This window comes from Cellulomonas endophytica (genome assembly GCF_004123805.1).
In the GTDB taxonomy this organism is placed as follows: Bacteria; Actinomycetota; Actinomycetes; order Actinomycetales; family Cellulomonadaceae; genus Cellulomonas; species Cellulomonas endophytica.
Genome location: NZ_RWJX01000060.1, coordinates 1 through 20,734, shown reverse-complemented (window position 1 = coordinate 20,734; position 20,734 = coordinate 1). Strand labels below are relative to the sequence as shown.

At 80.3% G+C, this 20,734-nt stretch carries 14 protein-coding genes and 1 pseudogene; 7 read left to right on the top strand and 8 right to left on the bottom strand.

Annotated features, from left to right (window positions below; genetic code table 11):
• From EJA20_RS14355 to EJA20_RS14345, 3 genes and pseudogenes are all read right to left on the bottom strand, one after another.
• A pseudogene (locus EJA20_RS14355) lies at positions 1-431 on the bottom strand (hypothetical protein); the annotation flags it as partial.
• A 150-nt stretch (positions 432-581) separates the two neighbouring features.
• Complete coding sequence (locus tag EJA20_RS14350) at positions 582-1,190, bottom strand: GNAT family N-acetyltransferase (protein WP_129339176.1); 609 nt, start codon at positions 1,188-1,190, stop codon at positions 582-584.
• On the bottom strand, positions 1,190-2,425 hold the full coding sequence (locus EJA20_RS14345) for a molybdopterin molybdotransferase MoeA (protein ID WP_129339174.1): 1,236 nt from the start codon (positions 2,423-2,425) through the stop codon (positions 1,190-1,192). The genes EJA20_RS14350 and EJA20_RS14345 overlap by 1 nt, the downstream gene beginning before the upstream one ends.
• 134 nt (positions 2,426-2,559) lie before the next feature.
• On the opposite strand from EJA20_RS14345, the gene EJA20_RS14340 reads away from it, so the two are divergent.
• The 3 genes from EJA20_RS14340 to EJA20_RS14330 all read left to right on the top strand — a co-directional run bounded on the left by EJA20_RS14340 (position 2,560) and on the right by EJA20_RS14330 (position 5,344).
• Positions 2,560-3,213 (top strand): 5-formyltetrahydrofolate cyclo-ligase, encoded by a 654-nt coding sequence (locus EJA20_RS14340; RefSeq protein ID WP_129339172.1) that lies wholly within the window; start codon positions 2,560-2,562, stop codon positions 3,211-3,213.
• Positions 3,214-3,509: 296 nt separating this feature from the next.
• Complete coding sequence (locus EJA20_RS14335) at positions 3,510-3,962, top strand: FmdB family zinc ribbon protein (protein WP_129339170.1); 453 nt, start codon at positions 3,510-3,512, stop codon at positions 3,960-3,962.
• A 473-nt stretch (positions 3,963-4,435) separates the two neighbouring features.
• Positions 4,436-5,344, top strand: a complete 909-nt coding sequence (locus EJA20_RS14330; RefSeq protein ID WP_164983995.1) for an SAF domain-containing protein — start codon at positions 4,436-4,438, stop codon at positions 5,342-5,344.
• A gap of 345 nt (positions 5,345-5,689) precedes the next feature.
• Here EJA20_RS14330 and EJA20_RS19550 read toward each other — a convergent pair whose 3' ends face one another.
• Both EJA20_RS19550 and EJA20_RS14320 read right to left on the bottom strand, forming a co-directional pair.
• Positions 5,690-10,969: a hypothetical protein gene (locus EJA20_RS19550; RefSeq protein WP_240675517.1), complete on the bottom strand. Its 5,280-nt coding sequence runs from the start codon at positions 10,967-10,969 to the stop codon at positions 5,690-5,692.
• Positions 10,970-11,731: 762 nt separating this feature from the next.
• Positions 11,732-12,649 carry a TetR/AcrR family transcriptional regulator gene (locus EJA20_RS14320; RefSeq protein WP_129339166.1) on the bottom strand — a complete coding sequence of 306 codons (918 nt, stop codon included), beginning with the start codon at positions 12,647-12,649 and terminating at the stop codon, positions 11,732-11,734.
• A 226-nt stretch (positions 12,650-12,875) separates the two neighbouring features.
• On the opposite strand from EJA20_RS14320, the gene EJA20_RS14315 reads away from it, so the two are divergent.
• A complete protein-coding gene (locus EJA20_RS14315; protein ID WP_338068830.1) occupies positions 12,876-13,112 on the top strand; it encodes an RNA-binding S4 domain-containing protein in 237 nt (78 codons plus the stop codon).
• A 113-nt stretch (positions 13,113-13,225) separates the two neighbouring features.
• On the opposite strand, the gene EJA20_RS14310 is transcribed toward EJA20_RS14315, so the two are convergent.
• Positions 13,226-15,364, bottom strand: a complete 2,139-nt coding sequence (locus EJA20_RS14310) for an EAL domain-containing protein (RefSeq protein WP_240675518.1) — start codon at positions 15,362-15,364, stop codon at positions 13,226-13,228.
• Positions 15,365-15,935: 571 nt separating this feature from the next.
• On the opposite strand from EJA20_RS14310, the gene EJA20_RS14305 reads away from it, so the two are divergent.
• Positions 15,936-16,505: a hypothetical protein gene (locus EJA20_RS14305; RefSeq protein ID WP_129339162.1), complete on the top strand. Its 570-nt coding sequence runs from the start codon at positions 15,936-15,938 to the stop codon at positions 16,503-16,505.
• A gap of 142 nt (positions 16,506-16,647) precedes the next feature.
• Here the strand turns inward: EJA20_RS14305 and EJA20_RS14300 are convergent, their stop codons facing one another.
• Both EJA20_RS14300 and EJA20_RS14295 read right to left on the bottom strand, forming a co-directional pair.
• Positions 16,648-16,965, bottom strand: coding sequence for a hypothetical protein (locus EJA20_RS14300; RefSeq protein WP_129339160.1), 318 nt, complete (start codon positions 16,963-16,965; stop codon positions 16,648-16,650).
• Positions 16,966-17,133: 168 nt separating this feature from the next.
• A complete protein-coding gene (locus EJA20_RS14295) occupies positions 17,134-18,783 on the bottom strand; it encodes a GGDEF domain-containing protein (protein ID WP_129339158.1) in 1,650 nt (549 codons plus the stop codon).
• Between EJA20_RS14295 and EJA20_RS19145 the strand changes: the two genes are divergently transcribed.
• Complete coding sequence (locus tag EJA20_RS19145) at positions 18,782-19,036, top strand: hypothetical protein (RefSeq protein WP_205687512.1); 255 nt, start codon at positions 18,782-18,784, stop codon at positions 19,034-19,036. The genes EJA20_RS14295 and EJA20_RS19145 overlap by 2 nt on opposite strands.
• On the top strand, positions 19,033-20,565 hold the full coding sequence (locus tag EJA20_RS14285; RefSeq protein ID WP_240675516.1) for an MFS transporter: 1,533 nt from the start codon (positions 19,033-19,035) through the stop codon (positions 20,563-20,565). Before EJA20_RS19145 ends, EJA20_RS14285 begins: the two co-directional genes overlap by 4 nt.
• The last annotated feature ends 169 nt before the right edge of the window (positions 20,566-20,734 follow it).

The following is a 20,734-nucleotide window of genomic DNA, read 5'->3' as shown; positions in this document are numbered from 1 at the left end:
GCGCGCGCGGCGGCGTGCGCCGCCCGGGCCTGGGCGGCGCGGCGGGCGGCCACGGCGGCGGTGCGGTCGGCGGTCGCGTGCGGACGGTCCACGCCAGTCCCTCCAGTCACGGTCACGGCGGTCGTGCGCGACCCCCGGCTCGGGGTGAGCAGCCCCGGGTGCGTCGCTCGGGCGCCGCAGTCCGTCCGGGGCACCGTCCGCACCTGCCGCCGTGCGCCGCCGGGGGCGACGGGCGGACCGGCGCCCCGGACGCGCAGGGTGAGCGAGCGGCGGGGCCGGTCGCTCACCGCGACGACGCGCAGGGCGGCGGAGAAGCGGTCGTCCGACCGCGACTCGAGCAGCTGCTGACGGTGCCGCAGCAGGTGCGGCACCAGGTAGGCCATCCACAGACCCGCCACGGCGAGCGCCGCGAGCCCGGTGATGTCCCCCACGACCCGACGGTAGGGGCGGCCCGGGCGCACCTCGGGGACGGCGGCGGCGTGTCGCCGCCCCCGTCGCCGCGGGGCGCGCCACGATGCCCGTCCGCCCCCGGGCGGACGTCCCGGCTCCGGGCCGGGCGTCGCGCCCCGACCGGGCGGCGGTCAGGCCGGCGGGGCCCCCCGCAGCCGGCGCCACCGCTGCACGAGGCCGTCGGGCACCTCCTCGGCGGTGAGCGCGAAGGAGCGGTGGTCGCACCAGGCGCCCTGGATGTGCAGGTACCGCTCGCGCAGCCCCTCGTCGCGGAACCCGAGCTTGGCGACGACCCGCAGCGACGGCGCGTTCTCCGGGCGGATGTTCACCTCGACGCGGTGCAGGCCGAGCACGCGGAAGCAGTGGTCGGTGGCGAGCGCGACCGCCGTCGGCGTCACGCCCCGCCCGGCGACGTGCTCCGACACCCAGTACCCGATGGACCCCGAGCGCAGGGACCCGAGGGTGATCTGGGAGACCGTGAGCTGGCCGACGAGCTCGCCGTCGAGGTCGACCGCGAACGGCAGGGTCGAGCCCGAGCGCGCCTGGGCGGACAGGGAGCGGACGAACTGCCCGAAGGTCGGGCGCGGGCCCGTGACGGGGACGGGGCTCGTCGCGTCCCACGGCTCGAGCCACCCCGCGTTGCGCGCCCGCAGCCTCATCCAGGCGTCCTGGTCGCGGCGTCGCAGGGGCCGCAGGCGCACGGCGCCCTCGACGAGGACGGCCGGCCAGCCGACCGCCATCAGCCCTCCAGCACGAGGCAGTGGACGACCTGCCCCGGCCGCACGTCCGTGTCGAGCTCGTTCACCACCGCCAGCGCGTTCGCCTGCGCCAGCGCCGCCGTCGAGGGGCGGGCGGGGTCGCCGACGGGCGTGACGGTGTACCCCTCGTCGGGCGTCCCCAGCAGCGTGGCCGGCACGAACTGGCGCAGCCCGGCCGGCGAGGGCCAGCCCGTCGTCGTGCGCGCCGCGACGGACGGGCGGAACAGCTCCGTGTGGCCGCGCGCCGCGAGCAGGGCCGGGCGCACGAAGACCTCGAAGGCGACCTGCGCCGCGACCGGGTGGCCGGGCAGCGCGAAGACGGGGACGGGGTCGCCGCGGCCGAGGTCGGACCCGAGCGTGCCGAAGCCGTGCCGGCCGCCGGGCGCCATCGCGACCTGGTCGAGGCGGACGGTGCCGTACCCGGCGAGGACGTCCTTGACGGTGTCGTCCGCGAGCTCGGACAGCCCGCCGGTGGTGATGACCATGTCGGCGCGGACGAGCTGGTCCTCCAGCGCCTCGCGCAGGGCCGCGCGGTCGTCGGGCACGACGCCGACCCGCACGGGCGTGGCCCCGGCGTCCCGGACCGCGGCGTGCAGCCCGTGCCCGTCGGCCTCGTAGACCGCCCCCGCCGGGGCGTGCCCGGCGGTGGTGGGCTCGACGAGCTCGTCGCCGACCGACAGCAGGACCACGCGCGGGGTCGGGTGCACCCGCAGGCGGCCGCGGCCGGCGGCGGCGGCGAGCGCGACCGCCCGGGCGCCCAGGCGGGTGCCGGCGCCGAGCAGCACGTCACCGGCGCGCACGTCCGACCCGGGAGGCCGCACGTGCCGTCCCGCCTCCACCGGGCGCTGCAGCGCCACCCGGGCGGCGCCCCGGTCGGTCTCCTCGACCGGGACCACCGCGTCCGCGCCGACCGGCAGCGGAGCCCCCGACGCCACGCGGACCGCCTGCCCGGGGGCGAGGCGGGTGACGGCGGCGCCGGGGCGCACGTCGTGCACGACCGGCAGCGCCACCTCGCGCCCCAGGCCCGCGCCGTCCGTGTCGTGCGCCGCCACGGCGTAGCCGTCCCGCGCCGCGCTCGCCACGGGGGGCACGTCGGCGGACGCGACGAGGTCCGCCGCCAGGATGCAGCCGGCCGCGTCGGCGAGGACCACGTCCAGGGGCGGGACGGGGCCGACGGCCGCCAGCACCGCGGTCAGGTGGTCCTGCACCGATCTCATGGGCCGATTCTGTCCCGCGCGGCCGCGGCCGCGACCGCACGCCGCGCGGGACGCGGCCCGCGGCGCACCTCCCGGGGGGTGAGGTCGTCCCGATGTCCTGTCCCTCGGCGGGCGCGTAGGCGACACTGTCGGCCATGAGCAGAGCCGCCCAGCCGTACCCCGCCGCGTCCGAGGGGGACGAGGTCGAGGACCGCAAGGAGCGGCTCCGGTCCGCGATCCGCGAGCAGCGCCGCGCGCGCAGCCCCCGGGTGCGCGCGCAGGCGGCGGCACTCCTGGCCGACGTGGTCGTCGCGATCCCGGAGGTGGCGGCGGCGCGGTGCGTCGCCCTCTACGCCGCCCGGCCGACCGAGCCCGGCACCGTGCCCCTGCTCGAGGCCCTCGCGGCCCGCGGCGTGCGCGTGCTGCTCCCCGTCCTCGGCGCCAACCTGCGTCGGGACTGGGCGGAGTTCACGACGGCGCAGGACCTCGTCGAGCGGGCGCCCGGCCGGCCGCCCGAGCCCGGCGGCCCCGCGCTCGGCCCGCAGGCGCTCGCCGACGCGGAGGTCGTCCTCGCCCCTGCCCTGGCCGTCGACACCCACGGCCGTCGGCTCGGCCAGGGCGGCGGCTGGTACGACCGCGCGCTCGCCGACCGCCGTCCCGGCGTGCCCGTCATCGCCCTCGTGCACGACGAAGAGGTGTACGACGGCGACGCCCGACCCCTGCCGGTCGAGGGGCACGACCGGCCCGTCGACGGCGTCGCGACGCCCGGCGGCTTCCGCCGCCTGCGCTCGGCGGTGCCCGCGGGCTGACGGAGCCGTCCGGCCGCGCCCGCGCACGCCTGCCGCTGCCGTGGTCGCCCGGGACGTCCGCCTGCCGTCCGACCCCTGCGCCGCCCTCCCCCGCGGTCGCCTTCGACCGCCCTGCCGCACCGTCCGGTCCGGGCCGGGCAGGGACGGGCTCGGACGGGCCGGCTGGACACCGGCGGTACAGTTGGCACTCGGGTCCTCCGAGTGCCAGCCCGCCCACGCGCGGCCGGCACGGGCCCGCCCCGACACCCGTCCGCCCGGGTCCTCGCGACCGGCGGCCGACCAGCGCAGGAGATGCCGTGCCGACCTACGCCTACAAGTGCACCGCGTGCGGTCACGCGTTCGACGTCCAGCAGTCGTTCAGCGACGACGCCCTCACCGTCTGCCCGGCCTGCGAGGGCCGGTTGCGCAAGGTGTTCTCGCCCGTCGGCGTGGTGTTCAAGGGCTCGGGCTTCTACCGCAACGACGCCCGGTCCTCCCAGAAGGGCTCGTCGTCCTCCTCGTCCACGTCCGGCGCGGGCGGCGACGGCGGCTCGGGCTCCGGCTCCACGACGCCCACCCCGGTCCCCGCGGGTGCCGGGGCTGCGGGCTCGGGGTCGTCCGGCTCGGGGTCGTCCGGCTCGGGGTCGTCCGGCTCGGGCTCGTCCGGCTCCGGGTCGTCGGGCTCCGGCTCGTCGGGGACGTCCGGGGGGACGGGGTCCGCGCCCGCCTCCGGGGGCTCCTCGACCTCCAAGGCCGCCGGGAGCGCCTGACCCGTCCGCCGCGACCGTCCGGGCTTCCGGCGCGGCCGGCGCGGCCGGCGCGGCCGAGCCGCCCCCAGCCCCGCCCTCGAGGTCCCCGCCCGCCGGTCACGACGACGTGACGGTGGCAGGGGCGGCCGGTCCCTAGCGTCCGGGGCGTGACCGACGACCTGTGGCCCCGCCGACCCGGTGCGTCGCCGCCCGCCGGGGGTCCCGCACCGTCGCCGGGCCCGGCCGGTCCGCCGCCGGCCCCGGCGGCATGGGTGCCCGTGCCGGGACCCGACGACGGGCCAGCCGGTCCGCCCGCCCACCCGCCGGCGTGGCCCGTGGCGCGCCCGCCGTCGCGGGGGCCGTCGGGGGGAGCGGGTGCGGCCGCCCCGGGGGCGCCGGGCCGTGCGCCCACGGCCGGTCCGACGTCGGACCGGCTCCGGGCCGCACGCGTCCCACCTCTCGCGCGCGCGGGCGACCGGTGGTGGACGCTGCGCGTGCTGGCGTGGCGTGCGCGGGGACCGGTCGCCGCAGCGCTGGTCGCGCTCGCCGCCGCGGTGCTGCTCCGGCCGGTCCCGCCCCCGGCGGACACGGGCGTCGTCGTGGCGGCCCGGCCGCTGGCCGTCGGCGCCGTGCTGGCGCCGGGCGACCTGCGCGCCGTCCGTCGGCCCGAGGGCGGCCCCGTCACCCCGCCGACCGGCGAGCTCGTCGGGCGCACCCTCGTGGTCGACGTCCCCGCCGGGCTGCCGCTCGTCGCCGACCTCGTGTCCGGGGCCGCGGGGCGGGTGCCGGACGGCGCCGTCGTCGTCGCCGTGCCCGTGACGGACGCCGCCCTGGCGCCGTTCCTCGTCGCCGGGGCCCACGCCGACGTCCTCGCGCCGTTCGCCCCCGACCCCCTCGGCGCCGGCCGCACGGCCGCGGACCCGGTCCTGCCGGTAGCCCCGGGACCGGCAGCCACGCTCCCGGGTGCGGCGGAGCCGGGCCGGGCGTCGGAGGACCCGTCGCCGGACGGCGCGAGCGCGGACGACCCCGCGCCGGGCCCGGCGACGCCCGGCGACGGCGCGCGGGACGACCTCGCGGGCGTCGAGCCGGGCAGCGTCGGCCCTGCCCAGGGCGGACCGGTGCCCGGCAGCGCGGTGCCGGCCGACCCTGTGCCGGCCGACGCGGCGGGCGTCGACGTGGTGCCCGCCGGCCGCTCGCTGCGGGTCGTCACGCGCGGGCTCGTCCTGCCGGCCGGCGGGGTGGACGGCGCCAGCCGCGGCAGCGGCCCGGGGAGCGGCCTCGGGGCCGCGCTGGACGGGGGCGGCGGCACGTCCTCCGTGCTGCTCGCCGTCCGTCCGGCGGAGGCGGAGGCGCTCGTCGCCGCGACCGCGGCCGGGCCCGTCACGGTGCTGGTCGTGCCGTGACGGGCACGGCGCCGGCGACGCGGTGCTGCCGCAGGGGCCCGGGAAGGCGGTCTCACCAGTGCGGGGGGCGCTCCCGGGTCAGCCGTTCCTCGTCGCCGGGGTCACGGCCCCCGCCCCAGCCCTCGTCGGAGTCGTCGGGGCTGCGCGGCAGGGCTCCGTCCTCGCGCGCGGTGCGCCCTCCCGGGTCACGGTGCGGGCCGGGAGTGCCCGCGGCGGACTCCTCCGGGGTCTCCGCGACGGGAGGCGTCCACGCCGGCAGGCGCGAGACGAGCGGGGCGTCCTCGGGACCGACGGGTCCCGGCCGCCGCACCGCCCGCCGCGGCCGGCGAGGTCCGTCCGGAGGGGTCAGGACAGCGCCCGGACGATCGCCGCGCGGACCGCCGAGTCGATCCGGAAGCTGCGGCGCGCCACGCCGAGCTCCTCGCGGACGAGGGTGGCCAGCTCCTCCCGGCTGCGCTCGACGCCGTCGGACCGCAGCCACGCGACGAGGTCGTCGAGCTGGTCGTCCGAGTAGGCGCTGATGGGCAGGCCCGGGCGCACGTCCGGCCGCGGCAGGGCGCGCTCCGGGGGACCCTCGGGCGCCGGGCCCACGAGCTGCAGCCGCCGCTGCGGGGAGCCCTCGCCCTCGCCCTCGCGCTCGGGGGCGCCGGCCGGGGCGGCAGCGTCCGGCCCGGCGGGGGACGCCGTCGGCTCCTGCGGGGCGGCGTCGGGCGCGTCACCGCCCGCGTCGTGCGCCGGGGTGGCGCCGCCGAAGAGGATGTCGACGGGCGCCGACGCGCGCCGGGCGGAGGTCCCGCGGGTGGCCGACGTCCACCCGGTGCCGAGGCCGGGGGTGCCCGGGCCGGGCGTGGCCGGGCCGGGAGCGGTCGCGGGACGCACGGCGGCACGGCCGGCCTCCGCGCGTGTCGCGTCGGAGCCCTCGTCCGGGTGCCCGGTGGGCGAGGGTGCCGCGTCGCGCAGGACCGCCGCGGAGCCCCCGGCGTCGGGGGCCGCGCCGTCGCCGAGGACCGCACCGGCCCCGGGGCCGGGGTCGTCGGGCGGACCGGCCGGCGGCTCGGCCGCGCTCGCACCCTCGCCCCGGTCCGTGGACGGCGGGACGGCGGGGGCGGCGGGCGCGGGGGTGCCCGTGGCGGGCCTCTGCTCCGTCGACGCGTCGGGCGCCGGGAGCTCCTCCACCGGCTCGTCCTCGACGAGGGCGGGCAGGGCGCCCGTGACCGGCACGACGGGGGCCTCGGGTGCGACGGGGACGAGGGCGTGCACGGCCCGTCGGATGCGGTCGACCTCGCCCTCGGGGTCGAGGAAGGCCGCGGCCGACCACACCCGCACCACGGACCAGCCCAGGCGCTCGAGGCGCTCGACCACCTGGCGGTCGCGCACCCGCACGCTGGGCTGCGCGACGTAGGCGGCGTCGTCCGTGAGCACCGCGACGAGCAGACGGTCGGGCACGTCGGGGTGCCCCACGGCCAGCGGGATGCGCGTCCCGCCCGGGATGCCGTGGTCGACGACGACCGTCAGACCGTGCCGCCACAGCCGGTCGGCCAGGTCGAGCACGAGACGGTCGGCGGCGGCGGCCGTCCCGCGGTGGCGCGCCTCGTCGGAGGGCGCGCGGGTGCGGGCGCGGGCCTCGTCCTGCGCCCGGGGCGCCCGTGGGGCGCGCGGCGCCCCCGACAGCAGCGCCGCCAGGTCGTCGGGGTCGGCCGGGGCCTCCCCGTCACGACGCCCTGCCGGTGCTCGGCCGGCAGCGCCGTCCGCGGCGCCGTCCGCGGTGCCGCGGTCCGGCGTCCCGGCGGTCGGGGCGTCGGACTGGGGCGCCGCGGGGACGTCGGAGACGGCGCCCGTGCCCGCGTCCGTGCCCGCATCCGTACCCGCGTGCACGCCGGACCCGGCCGCCGCGGAGGCGTCCGGGCCGGCGCCCGTGCCCGCGTCGGTGCCTGCCCCGGGGCCGACGGGCGCGACCGCCTCGCGACCGTCGACCTCCGTCCGCCCCGAGCCGTCGTGGTCGTGCGCGGCCTCGGGCGCGCGCGGGTCCGCGAGGTCGGGATGGTCCGTCGCCGCCGCGTCCTCGTCGGGCGCCGGCGGGTCGGTGAGCGGGGTGCCGCCGGCGGCGCGCTCCGCCGCCATCGCGAGGAGGTCCCGCAGCAGCCGGGCACCGGGCCCGCGTGTGCGGTGGGGGTCGAGGTCGTCGGCGGCGAAGCAGCTGACGACGGTGAGCCGGCGACGCGTGGCGCCGAGCGCGTCGAGGAGGAGGCGCTCGCCGCCGGGCGCGCTCACCGGGCCGAAGCGGTGCAGCACCCGGCGGTGAGGGGTGCGCCCCAGCCCGAGCGAGAGCACGACGGCCTCGCGCCGCAGGCCGGCGACGTTCGCGAGGTCGGTGACCACGAAGGGCTCGGGGCGGGCGGGGTCGAAGAACGCGCCGAGCGCGGGGTTCTCGCGCACCTCCGCGAGCACGGCCTCGGCGACCCGCTCGGCGTGCACGGCGGAGGCGGTGACGACCGCGAGCGACTCCCCCGGCCGCGCGAGCGCGTGGTGGATGACGAGGTCGACGACCCGCTCCACCTCGGCGACCGGCGACTGCACGGTGCCGGTCGCCGCGTCGGGCATCCCCGTGCCGTCGACGACCTCGAGGTGCACGAGGGGCTCGGTGGAGGGCAGGGGCGTCGGCCGCAGCACGCCCCCGTACCCGTGCCGCGCCAGGAAGGCGGTGAGGTAGGGGTCGCGGCGGGAGGCGTCCGCCGGGATCGCGACGGTCGGCAGGAGCGCGGCCAGCTCCGCGACGGCCGACCCGCCGGCGCAGCGGGCGTCGCCCACGACGACGACCTGACGGCCCCGGGCCAGCGCCGGCAGGGCGAACTCGACCCGCAGGTCCGCCCCGGCCTCGAGGACGACGAGGTCGACGTGGCGGCCCGGCGGCAGCACCTGGGGCACGAGCATCGGGCTCGCGGCGACGACCGGGCGCAGGCGCGGGGCCACGTCGGGGTGCCGCTCGACGGTGTCCCGCAGCGAGGTCAGCCGCTCGTCGACGAGCTCGGCGAAGAGGCTCTCCACCTGCTGCGGGTGCCGGGCGACGGCGTCGCGCACGTGCCCGACGACCGCGGCGAGCACGGGGCGCGCGAGCGCCGCGACGTGCGAGCGGTCCAGCGCCGCGTAGCGGGCGGCGAGGGCGCCGAGTGCGGCGCCGTCGTACCCGGCGAGGGCCGGGTCCTGGGCCAGCACGCCCTCGAAGACGGTGGACCACCAGGCCAGGTCGAGCTCGGCGGGCGCGACGTCCGGGGACGCGCGCCGCGCCGCGAGGTCGTCGACGAGGTCGCCCAGCCCGGCCGCGCGCAGCCGGTGCAGGACCGTCGTGCGCTCGGGCAGCAGTGCGAGCGCGTCGGTCGCCGCGCGGAGCCGCTCGAGGCGCGCGACGAGCTCCGGCAGGGGGGTCCGGCCGAGGTCGCCGCCCTCCGGGGTCGTGGCCAGGACGGCGGCGAGCGCGTCGACGTCCGCGCGGACGCCGGCGTGCTCCTCCTCGAGCATGGAGAGCCCGTCGGGCAGGCGGGGCCAGCCGCCGCCGGGGCAGTGCGCCTGCCACGTCTCGCGCTGCGCCTGCACCTCGACGAGCGCCGCGTGCAGGTCGGCCACGGGCCGCCCCGGGCGCACGAGGTCGCGGGCCTGCTTGCGCAGGCGTCGGCGCACCCACAGGCCCATGGCGACCCCGTGCCGCTCCCGCCAGGCCTTCGGGGCGGTCGCGGCGACGAGGTCGGCGGCCGTCCGCTCGAAGACGAGCGGCACGAACACGTCGAGCGACGCCCGGATCCCGTCCAGGACGCGCAGCTGCTCGCCCCACTCGTCGAGGGTCGTGGCCCGCGTGAGGCCGGTCTCGGCGGCGACGGCGGCGGTCCGCTCGACGAGCACCGGCAGTCCGGACCCGAGCAGGCGCTCGAGCCGGTGCCGGGCGACCTCGGCGTCGGCCGCGGTGCGCAGGTCGGCGCCGTACCAGGGCGTGTCGGCGGGCCGCAGGGTGAAGGCCTGCAGCCGGCCGGCGCGCTGCAGGTCGGCCCCGAGCGCGGCCCGGCGCCCGGCGTCGAGCCCGCGCGCGACCTCGTGCGGCAGGCGGACCGTCGTGCGGGGCACGGGGCGGCCGCCCGTCAGCCGGGCGAGCTCCTGCAGGGCGTCGTAGGCGGACACGCCCCAGGGGTCGCGGACGGCGTGCAGCCCGGCCACGGAGGCACGCAGCCGCTCGCGGTGCGCCACGAGCTCCGCCCGCAGGCCGGCGAGGCCGTCGGCGTCCACCGCCGGCGGGTCCAGGGTGAGCGCGCCGAGCAGCCGGCGGCAGGCCGTGGCGCGCCAGCCCGCGTCCGGGCCGACGTCGAGCAGCAGGTCCCCCACGCCCAGCGCGTCGAGGCGGGCGGCGAGCGCGGCGGCGGACCGGCGGTGGCCCGGGACGTAGAGCACGGTCCGTCCCGACGCGGCGGCGTCCGCGACGACCGCGGCGACCGTCCCCGTGACGTCGGAGCCGGCGGGCGCGTCGACGAAGGCGTGGGCGCCGGACGCGACCACGTCCAGCACGTGCTGCTGGGCGGGGTCGAGGTCCCCGACGCCGCGCTCGGCCCCGGGGTCCCGGTCCCCGGGGACCGGTGCGGGCAGGGGGCGGCGCAACGCCGCGGCGGCCCCCTCGACCCCCGCGAGCGCCGCGAGGACCTCGTGCGCGCCGATTCCGGGGGCCAGGGCGTCGAGGTCGTCGACGAGGACCTGGCCCGGGTGGACGAAGGCGCCGACGAGGACGCGCTCCGTGAGCGCGAAGTCGTCCAGGACGGCCGCGCCGAGGGCGGCGACCCGCGTGAGCGCCGGACGGGCGTCGAAGCGGCCTCCCTCGAACGTGCCGCGCGCGACGGCGGCGGGGTCGAGGAGCGCGCCCCGCCGGCGCAGCGCGCGGGCCAGGACGGGGTTGAGCTCGACGGCCGGCTCCAGCGCCAGCTCGTGGTCGCTCTCGGCGGTGCCGCGCGGCCGCAGCGTGACGGGCCGCAGGAGCACCGGCGCCCGGACGACCCGCACCCGCGGCCCGCCGTCGGCGGTCCCCGCGCCGGCGGCCGTCTCCGACGACGCGCTCGCACCGGCCGCGCCCGCGCCTGCCGCGCCCGCACCCGCCGCCGCCGGGCCGCCCGGGGAGCCGACCGCGGAGGCGAGGACGTCCAGGTCGTCACCGGTCCCGCCGGGCGACGGGGCGGTGACGTGCTCCGTCCAGGTCGCCACGCCGATGGCGAGGTACGTCGGCGCGATGCCCCAGCGCTGCGCGAAGGCGGCGGCGCGGCTGCTCACGGCGCGGGCGCGACGCCGGGCCGTGGCGGCCGCACCGCCCTCGCGCACGAGGCTGGACAGACGTGTGGAGCGGCCGGCGAACAGCTGCGCCATCCCGGAGGGGTGCGCGGCGGAGAGGTCGAGCGCGGCCTCCCCGAGCAGCTCGACGTCCTCGAGGGTGCTGCCGCCGGCGAGCTCGACGAGGTCGGCCCGCCACGTGGCGAGGGCGCCCGCGACGAGCTCCTCGGGCAGGGGCGGCACGACGAGCGCGACCGCGGGGTCGGGGGTGCCCGGGGCCGGCGCGGCGTCGGCCTGGCCGGGGCCGGGGGTGCGTGCGGGGACGGTCACCCCCGCACGCTAGCGCCGGGCGGCGCCGGTCCGCGGGGGCCACGCCGCGCCCGGGTCGGCGGGTGGCGCGGACGTGAGGACCGTCACGACGGACGCCACGCGGACGGTGCGGGAGAGGCCTGCGGCGGTGGTCGCGACGGTGCGTCGGCCGGGCGTGAACGACGGTGCGCACCGCGCAGGGGGCAGGCGATGCGCACCGTCGGGGGAGATGCTGCCCCCTGCCGCGCGTGAGCGCAACCATCGTTTACCGGAGGGACGGGGATTCACGCGCCCCGCGTCGCGTCGGTGCTGCTCGGAGCGCGAAACGGACAGTGGAACCACTTCCCCGGCGGCCCGCGGCACGGCCTCCCGGCGCGGCGCGCCGCCCGCTCCACGGCGCACCTCGTCACCGGGCACCGGCGCCGCGCGGTCCCCGGCGGGCGGCCCCTCCCGGGCAGGCACCACGGCCGCTGGCCCCGCCCCGCCCAGCGCCCTCACGGATCCGTGCCGGGACGTCGCGTCCCGGTCGTGGGACGCGACGTCCCGCCGCGCGCGGCATGATGTCGGGGTCGACCACGGACCCGCCGAGCAGGGGGCGGCGGAAGGGGTCGGGCGCACCGGGCGACCGGGCGGCCCGGCGCCGAGTCCGCGGTCGCGGCCCGTGGGGGCGGGTGGTCGCACCCGCCCCCACGGAGCACCGGGCCGGCGCCGCGCCGCGCCGCGCCGCGCCGCGCCGCGAAGGACGGTCCCCTCCCCGGAGCGGCGGCCACGGCGCCGTCCGCCTCAGCCGCGGCCCGCCTCCTGGTCGGCGAGGGACGTCAGGTAGAGCCGCAGCGCCGTCTCGGCGTCGTGGTCGGGGTCCGGCTCCACGAGCCCCTCGACGAGGCCCAGGAACGCGAGCGCCACGGGGTGCCACTCCTCGGGCCCGTCGGGACCCGGGACGACGAGCATCGCGTCGTCCCCCTCCGGCGCGAGCACCCCGCGCCAGGCGAAGCCCTCGACGAGGGCCGCCCCCGCGAGCGCGACGGTCGCGGCGGACGGCACCCCGGGCCGCAGCCGCAGGCCCAGGACGAGGAACAGGTCCGCGTACACCCGGGTCATGAGCTCCAGGGAGGCCTGCTCGGAGGCGTCGAGGGCGGCGCGGACGCGGTCCCGCTGGACGGGGTCCGGCAGACCGAGCACGGTCGCCGTCAGGGCGACGGACGTGCGCCACTGGACGGAGTCCCGGAGGTGCTCGTAGCTGTGGCGCGCCCCGAGCCGCACGACCTCCCGCACGACCCGGGCCCGGCCCTCCGCCGTCCGGAGCTCCGGCAGCCGGGCGGCGACGGCACCCCGCAGGAGCCGGACCGTGCCCTGGTCGAACCCGCCCGACCCCTGCCACGCGGGACCCGCGAGCTCGTGGAGCACGTCGGCGTGGAACGCGTCCCGGCCGGGCCACTCCCGGTAGGCGGACGTCCGGGAGACCCCGGCCTCCCGCAGCACCGCGTCGAACGGCAGGGCCTCGGCACGCACCGCGAGGCCGCCGGCCCGCTCGACGAGCCGCAGCGCCGCGTCGAGCACCCGGCGCCGGAGCGTGCCGGAGCCGTCGGTGCCCGGCTCGTCGCCGCGGGCCCCGTCGGCACCGGCCCCGTCGGCAGCTACCCCCTCGGCAGCTGCCCCCTCGGGCCCGGGCCCGTCGTCCTCCGTGCTGCCGGTGCTCACGTCGTCCTCCGCGTCCTCACCCGTCCCGCGCCACCGCGGGCCCGCGGGGGCGGGCCGGCACCACGCTAGCCCGGGCGGGAGGACCCGGTGCCGCGCGACCGGGCCGGGACGGACGCCGACGCCGGCCGGTGCGGGAGCCCCGGGGAGGGGCCGACGCGACGGGCACGGGTGTCGCGGACGGGCCCGGCGGGCACGGGGGCACCGCGCCCGGGGCACACTGTCTCGCGTGGACTCCCCCATCCGGCTCGGCCAGCTGCTCAAGCTCGACGGCGTCGTCGAGAGCGGCGGCGACGCCCGCGCCCTCCTCGCGGACGACGCCGTCCGGGTCAACGGCGAGGTCGAGACCCGGCGCGGCCGGCAGCTGCGCCCCGGGGACGTGGTCGAGGTGGACCTGCCGACGGGCGTCCGGCGTCTCGTCGTGCCCGGGACGGGCGCCGACGGACCCGGGCCGGCCAGGGACTGACCCGGGACCGACCCAGGACCGGGCGCAGGACCGGGCGCAGGACCGGGCGCAGGACCGGGCGCAGGACCGGGCGCGGCGCAGGACCCGGGACGGGCGCGACCCCGTCGGCCGGATCAGGGCAGCGGCGCCGGCCGCCCGAGGTGGAAGCCCTGCCCGAGGGCCACCCCCATCGACCGTAGGCGCTCGAGCTCGTCGGCCGTCTCGATGCCCTCCGCGACCACGAGCACGCCCGTCGCCTCGGCGAACGCCAGCATGGACGTCGCCAGCGCCTGCCGGGCGGGGTCTGTGGCGATGTTCCGCACGAGGCTGATGTCGAGCTTCAGCATGTCGGGGAGCAGCTCCAGCACGTGCCGCATGCTGGCGAAGCCCGCGCCGACGTCGTCGACGGCGATCCGGACGCCCCGCTCCCGCAGCGGCCGCAGGGTGGCCCGCAGCGCGTCGTAGTCCTCGACGGGCGTGTGCTCGGTGAGCTCGACGACGAGACGCCCGGGCTCGGCGTCGGCGACGAGCCGGGCGAGCGCCGGGAGGCCGGCGGTCGCGGCGGAGACGTTCACGGACAGGAAGCCGGGCACCCGCGGCAGGTGCGCCACGGCGGCACGCACGGCGAGGAGGTCGAGCTCGGTCTCCACGCCCGCCCGCCGCGCCTCCGCGAACCACCAGTCGGGGGTGCCGGCGGGGAACCGGCTCAGCGCCTCGTGCCCGACCACGGAGCCGTCGGCCAGCGCGACGACGGGCTGGAAGGCGATCCTCGGCCCGTCCGCCAGCCGCAGCCCGTCGATGCGCTCGAGGACCTCGCGCTTCTCCTGGTCCGCGCGGTCCTGCTGCTCGACGAGGTTCATGACGATCCCGCCGACGACCCGCAGCACGCCCGCGTCGCGCTCGTCGAGCCGCGGCTCCGGCGTCGTGGAGTAGGCGCACAGGGTGCCGTAGACGCGGCCGTCGCTCGTGCGCAGCGGCGTGCCCACCCAGGCCCCGATCCCGAGCGCGGACGTGCTGGGCAGGCCCGCCACGCGGGGGTCCTGCGACGCGTCCGTCACGGCGCCGTCGAGCGCGCCCTCGAGCATGAGGTGGCAGTAGCTGTCGTCGAGCGACGTGAGGTCGCCCGGGTGCAGCTCCTCGCGCAGGCGGCCGCCGACGTTCCGGATCCGGAAGTGGTCCTCGCGGCGCTCGTTCACGTAGGCGACGTCGAGGCCCAGCTGGGCGGCGACGAGGTCGAGGAGCGCGTCGACGTCGGCGGACGCCGGGAGGGGGCCCGGGAGCAGCCCGTCGGGCGGCACCGCCGGCGTCGGGCGTGCGGCCCTGCCCGGCGGGCGGACGCCGCGGTCGGCGCGGGCGCGCTCGGCCTCGAGCGCGGCGTCCGCCCGCTGCCAGGCCTCCACGAGGCAGCCCGGGGGCTCGCGCCGGGCGCGTCCGAGGGAGACCGCCACCCCGGCCGCCGCCATCCCCTGGCGGACCCGCGCGACGAGCGCGTCGAGCCCGGCCGCGTCGACCTCCGGCGCGAGGACCCCGAACTCGTCCCCGCCGAGCCGGGCGACGAGGGCGCCGTGCCCGGCCGGCCCGTCGGCGACGGCCACGGCCTCGAGCAGCACCGCCACGGTCCGGCGCAGCGCCGCGTCGCCGGCCGCGTGGCCCTCGTGCGCGTTGAGCCGGGCCAGCCCGACGACGTCGACGACGACGAGCCCGGCCGGCGTGCCGAGGAGGGCGGCGCGCTCCTCCTCCGCCACGACCGCGGCGTCCCACGCGCGGCGGGCGCCGAGCCCCGTCAGCGGGTCGGCGTGCTGCAGGGCCGTGGCGCGCTCCGCGAGGCGCTCGGCCCGGACGCGGTGGAGCTCGAGCGAGAGGACGGCCCCCAGGAGCGAGGCCTGCGTCCGGACCACCGGGAGCAGGTCCTCCAGGTCCTGGGGCACGTCCTGCGTCCCCAGCCCGCACAGCTCCCCGCGCCAGGCACCGTCCGGCGCGAGCACCGGGACGGAGACGACGGCGCGCACGCCCGGGGCGATCCGCGCCGCGACCTCGGCGTAGGTCGGCACGGCCCGCACGTCCGTCGCCACGGCCGGGGCCCCGCGCTCCGCCCGGGCGGCGCAGAAGGTGGCGGCCCACGGCAGGGTGCGCCCGTCGGGCGCGAGGACGTCGGCGAGCACGGGGTCGGGACCCACGCCCGCGAGGACGGCGCAGACGCCCTCGTCGCGCCGCGCGAGGACCCACCGCTCCAGGCCGCTGCGGTCCGCGAGGTCGGCCAGCACGCCCTGCATCAGCACGGCCAGCTCCTGGGCGCCACCGCCTCGGGGCGAGGGCACCGCGACGGTGGCGAGGGGCCCTGGCCGCCCCCGCCCCTGCCCCTGCCGCTGCTCGACCGCGTCCATCGCTCCCCCTGCTGCCGGGACGGTGACCCGGTCCCCCGCTCCGCCGCCGATCCTGCCCGCTGCCGATCCCGCCCGCCCCCGGGGCGCACCGGGCCCCGACCGCGGTGTCCGGACGGTCCGTCCGGACACCGCCACGACGCGGCCGACGCTACCGCCGGGCCTGCATTCATCCCAACGGGTGACACGCACGGACCGGGTGAACCTGGGCGCCGGGGCGGCCGGGGGGAGCGCCCGGCCGCCCGCGGCCGCGGCGGGGAGCGGTGCAGGGCGGTGGGAGGCGGAGGGGGGCGACGGGGGGCAGGGTCGGGGCATGAGCGCACCGGCCGACCCGCCCCCGTCCGGCCCGCCGACCCCCGGCCCGCCAACCCCTGGCTCGCCGACCCCCGGCCCGCCGCCCCCCGGCCCGCCGACGCGCGGCCGGTCGCCCGCCGGCCCCTCGGGTGCCCGTCCGTCCGGCGCCGTGCGGCACCGACGCCCCCGGGACCTCGCGGGCCGCGCCGGGCTGGTGGTGGCGCTGCTCGTCGGGGCCCTGGGCGCGTGGGCGGTCCACGACGCCGTCACGGGGCTCGCCGCGCCGGCCCACCGGGTCGCGGACGGGGCGGAGGGGCTCGCCGCCGACCTGCGGGGCGCGGAGCGGTCGGTCGCGCGCGCGCCGCTCGTCGGGGAGGTGCTGGCCGGGCCCGTCGCCGACGCGGCGGGACGCACGGAGGCCATCGCCGCGGCCGGCGCTGACGTCGCGGCGGGCGTCGAGCGGCTCGCCCTCGTCGGCGCGGGCCTCGTGCTCGTCGTGCCCGCCGCCCCGGTCCTCGTGGTCCGGGCCGTCGTCGCGGCACGCCGGCGCCGGCGTCGGAGGGAGGCGGCAGCGGTGCTCGCCCTCGGCCCGGGCGGGGAGCGTCTCCTCGCGCTCCGGGCGCTGCGGGAGGCGCCGCCGGAGGCGCTCCTGGCGCTCGACCCGGACCCGGCGGGGGCCTGGCTGCGCGGCGACCCCGCCACGACGCGGGCGCTGGCGCTGCTGGCCCGCGACGCCTGAGCGGCGCTGACGAGCCCTGAGCCGAGCCCTGAGCGGCGGGGGGCGCTGGGGGCGACGGCACACGGTCGGGCCGCGCCCGTCGTGGGGCGATGGGGGTGGGCGGGGCGGGCGGGGCGCGCCGACGGGTCCGCCCTCCCGGACCTCAGCCCGCCGGGTTCAGCGGCGGCGCGTAGCCGCCCTCCTCGCGCACGGGGCGGACGTCACCGGCCGCCGTGGCCGGGCGCATCCCCGGCGCGTGGCCGAGGAGGCGCGCGAGGGCGGCGGGGCGCGCCGACGGGGGCACGCGGTGCAGGGGCACGGCGACGGCCGCGAACACGGCGACGGCGCCGAGCACGAGGACCCACGCCACGGCCCACTGCTGCGCGTCGCCGAGCGCGAACGTGGTGCCGGCGACGACGAGCGGCATGACGGTGAGGACGAGCAGCCGGACCGCCAGGACCGTGCGGTGCGAAACGGACATGTCGGACACGGTACGGCTGCCGCCCCCCGGCGTCGAGGGTGATCTCCTGGAGACCCCCGCGCGGCCCTGCGCGGCCACCCGTCCGGCCCAGGGCGTCGGGCCGCGGCGCCACGGCGGCCGGCCGACGGGCCGGTCGGAGGTCGTCGCGACGACGCCGTCCGGCAGGCGTCAGGCGCGGGAGCGGGCCGCGGCCTTGTCGCGGTACATGGCGGCGTCGGCGGAGCGCATGAGGCCCTCGAGCACCTCGTCGAGGGGCCCGCGCGCCGGGGTGCGGGCGACGCCGACGCTGGCCCGCACCGGCACCGTGACGCCGTCGACGTGCACGACGCCCCCGAGGGCGCGCCGCACCCGCGCCGCGAGCTCGGCCTCGGCGCCGGGGCCGTCGGCCACCGCGTCCGCCGCCCGCGTCCCGCCCGTGACGGGGGCGCCGTCGACGAGGACCGCGAACTCGTCGCCGCCGAGCCGGGCGACGAGCTCCCCCGGCCGCGCCGCGGCCCGGAGCCGCTCCGCGACCGCGACGAGGAACCGGTCGCCGGCCGTGTGGCCGAGGGTGTCGTTGACCTCCTTGAAGCCGTCGAGGTCCACGTAGGCCACCATGACGGACCCGTCCCGGGGCGCCGCGGAGCCGACGGCGTCGGTGAGGGCGTCCATGAGCGCGCCGCGGTTGGCCAGGCCCGTCAGCGCGTCGGTGTAGGCCAGGACGCGCAGCCGCTCCTCCCCCTCCCGGACCTCGCGCAGCAGCGCCGCGTTGTCGAGCACGGTGAGCCCCTGCCGCGCGACGAGGACGAGCACGAGCCCGAGCCCGCCGAGGGTCCGGACGCGGCCGAGGTGGTCGCCCTGCCACCCCTCGGCGAGGAACAGGCCGAGGCCGAGCACGACGGGGACGTAGGGCACGAGCAGGCTCAGGCGGGCGGGTCGCTCGCGGCCGCCGTCGCCGCGGGGCCGCACGTCCGGGGCGGCGCCCGCCGCCGCCAGGAGCGCGAAGGCCGCGAGCCAGGCGACGTCGACGGCCCCGCCGGTGGCGAAGGACCCGTTCGTCGTCGACCAGACGAACGCGCTGTCGGCCACCGCGAGCGCGACGAGCCCGGTCGCCAGGAGGTGGAGCCCCGTGTCGGCGGGGCTGCGCCCCAGGAGCAGCAGGGCGATGGCGAGGACCGCGGCGTCGCCGAGGGGGTACGCGAGCGCGATCGCGAGGCCCAGCCGGTCGCCGCCGGCGAGGAAGACGTCCTGCAGGACGAGGTCCCACGACAGCACCGTGACGGCGCCGCCGACGAGCAGCCCGTCGAGGACGGTGCGGGCGCCGAGGCGCATGCGGACGCGGGCGGTCGCGAGGGCGAGGGCGCCGAGCACCGAGAAGGCGGGGAACCCCAGGAAGCCGGCGTCCGCCAGGGACGGGAAGGGCACCGCGCGCCCGAGCACGACCTCGAACCACGTCCACACGACCTGGCCGGCGGTCCAGCACCCGCACGCGAGGGCGAGCAGCGCCCACGCGCGGCGCTCCAGGCGCGCCCGGCGCAGGACGTCGGCGGTGGGTGCGGGGGCCGGGGCGAGGACGGGGCCGTCGGGGGCGGCGCGGCGCGACCGGGCGGCGAGGAGCACCGTCGCGGCCCCGGCGGCGAGCACCTCGAGCACGTCCGTCACGGCCACGACGAGCGCGCCCCTCCCGCCGTGCGCCAGGAGCAGCACGGCGGCCGGGACGAGGACCACCGCCGCGACGGCGAGCACGCCACGGTGCCCGGCGGGCAGCCGGAGGGCCCGACGGGCCCGCGGGGGCGCCGGGTGCTCGGGTCCGCCGGACGCCTCCGGCCGCAGGGGCATGCGCCTCCCATCGGCAGCCCGGGGCCGTCCCTGCACGGTCCGCGCCGACGAGCACGCCGACGAGCACGCCGACGAGCAGACCGGCGAGCAGGCCGACGAGCAGGCCGGCGAGCGGGCCGGCGAGCGGGCCGGCGAGCGGGCCGGCGGGCCCGGCGGGACGGGGGCGTGGGCAGGCGGGGCGGGAATGTCGGTGGTCGCCGCGATGCTCCTGCTCCCGGACCCCCGCCCTCCCCCACCGACAGGACCGCCGTGAGCTCCCCCACCGCCCCACCCGCCCGCGACCAGCGCTGGCGCGCGCTCGTCGTCATCGGCATCGCGCAGACGATGGTGGTGCTCGACGCCACGATCGTGAACATCGCCCTGCCCTCGGCCCAGGCAGACCTCGGCTTCGGCGACGACCAGCGCCAGTGGGTCGTCACGGCCTACTCCCTCGCCTTCGGCAGCCTCCTCCTGCTGGGCGGCCGGCTCTCCGACCTCTTCGGCCGTCGGCGCACGTTCGTCGTGGGCCTCGTCGGGTTCGCGGTCGCGTCCGCGCTCGGCGGCATCGCGGCCGACTTCCCGCTGCTCGTCGCCGCCCGCGCGCTCCAGGGGGCCTTCGGCGCCCTGCTCGCCCCGTCGGCGCTGTCCCTGCTGACGACGACCTTCACCGACCCGCGCGAGCGCGGGAAGGCCTTCGGCATCTTCGGCGCGCTGTCCGGCTCCGGCGGCGCCATCGGCCTCCTGCTCGGCGGCGTGCTCACGGAGTACACCTCGTGGCGCTGGTGCCTGCTGGTGAACCTCGTCATCGCGGCCGTCGCGCTCGTCGGCGCCGCCGTGTACCTGCCGCGCACGGCACCCACGTACCGGCCGTCGATCGACTGGGCGGGCGTCGTGACCGCGAGCGCCGGCCTGTTCCTCGTCGTCTACGGCTTCGCGCACGCGGAGACGGACGGCTGGGGCGACCCGCTGACGGCCGTCCTCCTCGCGGCCGGCGTCGCGCTCCTGGTGGTCTTCGTCCTCGTCCAGCGGCGCGTGGCGCACCCGCTCCTGCCGTTGCGCGTCGTGCTCGACCGGGACCGCGGCGGGGCCTTCCTGTCCATCGCGCTCGTCGGCATCGGGATGTTCGGGATCTTCCTGTTCCTCACGTACTACCTGCAGCAGACGTTGGGCTACTCCTCCCTGCGCACGGGCGTCGCGTTCCTGCCCATGCCGTTCTCCATCTCCCTGGGGGCGGCGCTGGTCGGCGCGCGGCTGCTGCCGCGCGTCGGCGCCCGGGTGCAGATCGCCGGGGGCGGGCTCGTCGGCGCGACCGGCCTGCTGCTCCTGCAGCGGCTCGACGTCGACAGCTCCTACGCCGGCACGGTGCTGCCCGGGCTCGTCGTCATCGGGTTCGGCATGGGGCTGGTGTTCTCCGCGGCCATGGCGACCGCCACCGCCGGCGTGGACCGGCAGGACGCCGGCGTCGCGTCCGCGACGGTGAGCACGATGCAGCAGGTCGGCGGCTCCATCGGCACGGCCCTGCTGTCCTCGCTGTACGCCAGCGCGGTCGCCCGCTCCCTGCCCGACGGGCAGCCCTCGCCGGAGGACGTCGCCGAGGCCACCCTGACCGGGTACCACACCGCCTTCGCGGCCTCGGCCGTGGCCCTCCTCGGCGTCGCGCTCGCCGGCGGCCTCGTGGTGCGCCGCCGCGCGACGGCCGCCACCGCACCCGCCACCGCACCCGCCGGCGCGCCCGCCGACGCGCCGACCGGGACCGCCGCGGGCTCGCGCGACGACGACGGCGTGCCCACCGGGTCCCGCTGACGCGGGCGCGTCGACCGGACGGCGCACGGCACGGCCCGGGCGGCCGATCCCGCGGCAGGGCCGGACGCCGCCGACGACGCGGGCGCGGACGGCCGACGGGCCGGCACCCCTGGGGAGGGGCGCCGGCCCGTCGGACCGGGGCGCCGGCCGCCGTCGGCGGCCGGCGCGG

Excerpts from the sequence above, each read along its gene's own strand:
- EJA20_RS14350 (WP_129339176.1), bottom strand. The coding sequence starts at position 1,190 with ATGGCGGTCGGCTGGCCGGCCGTCCTCGTCGAGGGCGCCGTGCGCCTG.
- EJA20_RS14345 (WP_129339174.1), bottom strand. The coding sequence starts at position 2,425 with ATGAGATCGGTGCAGGACCACCTGACCGCGGTGCTGGCGGCCGTCGGC.
- EJA20_RS14340 (WP_129339172.1), top strand. The coding sequence starts at position 2,560 with ATGAGCAGAGCCGCCCAGCCGTACCCCGCCGCGTCCGAGGGGGACGAG.
- EJA20_RS14310 (WP_240675518.1), bottom strand. The coding sequence starts at position 15,364 with ATGCAGGGCGTGCTGGCCGACCTCGCGGACCGCAGCGGCCTGGAGCGG.
- EJA20_RS14300 (WP_129339160.1), bottom strand. The coding sequence starts at position 16,965 with ATGTCCGTTTCGCACCGCACGGTCCTGGCGGTCCGGCTGCTCGTCCTC.
- EJA20_RS19145 (WP_205687512.1), top strand. The coding sequence starts at position 18,782 with ATGCGCCTCCCATCGGCAGCCCGGGGCCGTCCCTGCACGGTCCGCGCC.
- EJA20_RS14295 (WP_129339158.1), bottom strand. The coding sequence starts at position 18,783 with ATGCCCCTGCGGCCGGAGGCGTCCGGCGGACCCGAGCACCCGGCGCCC.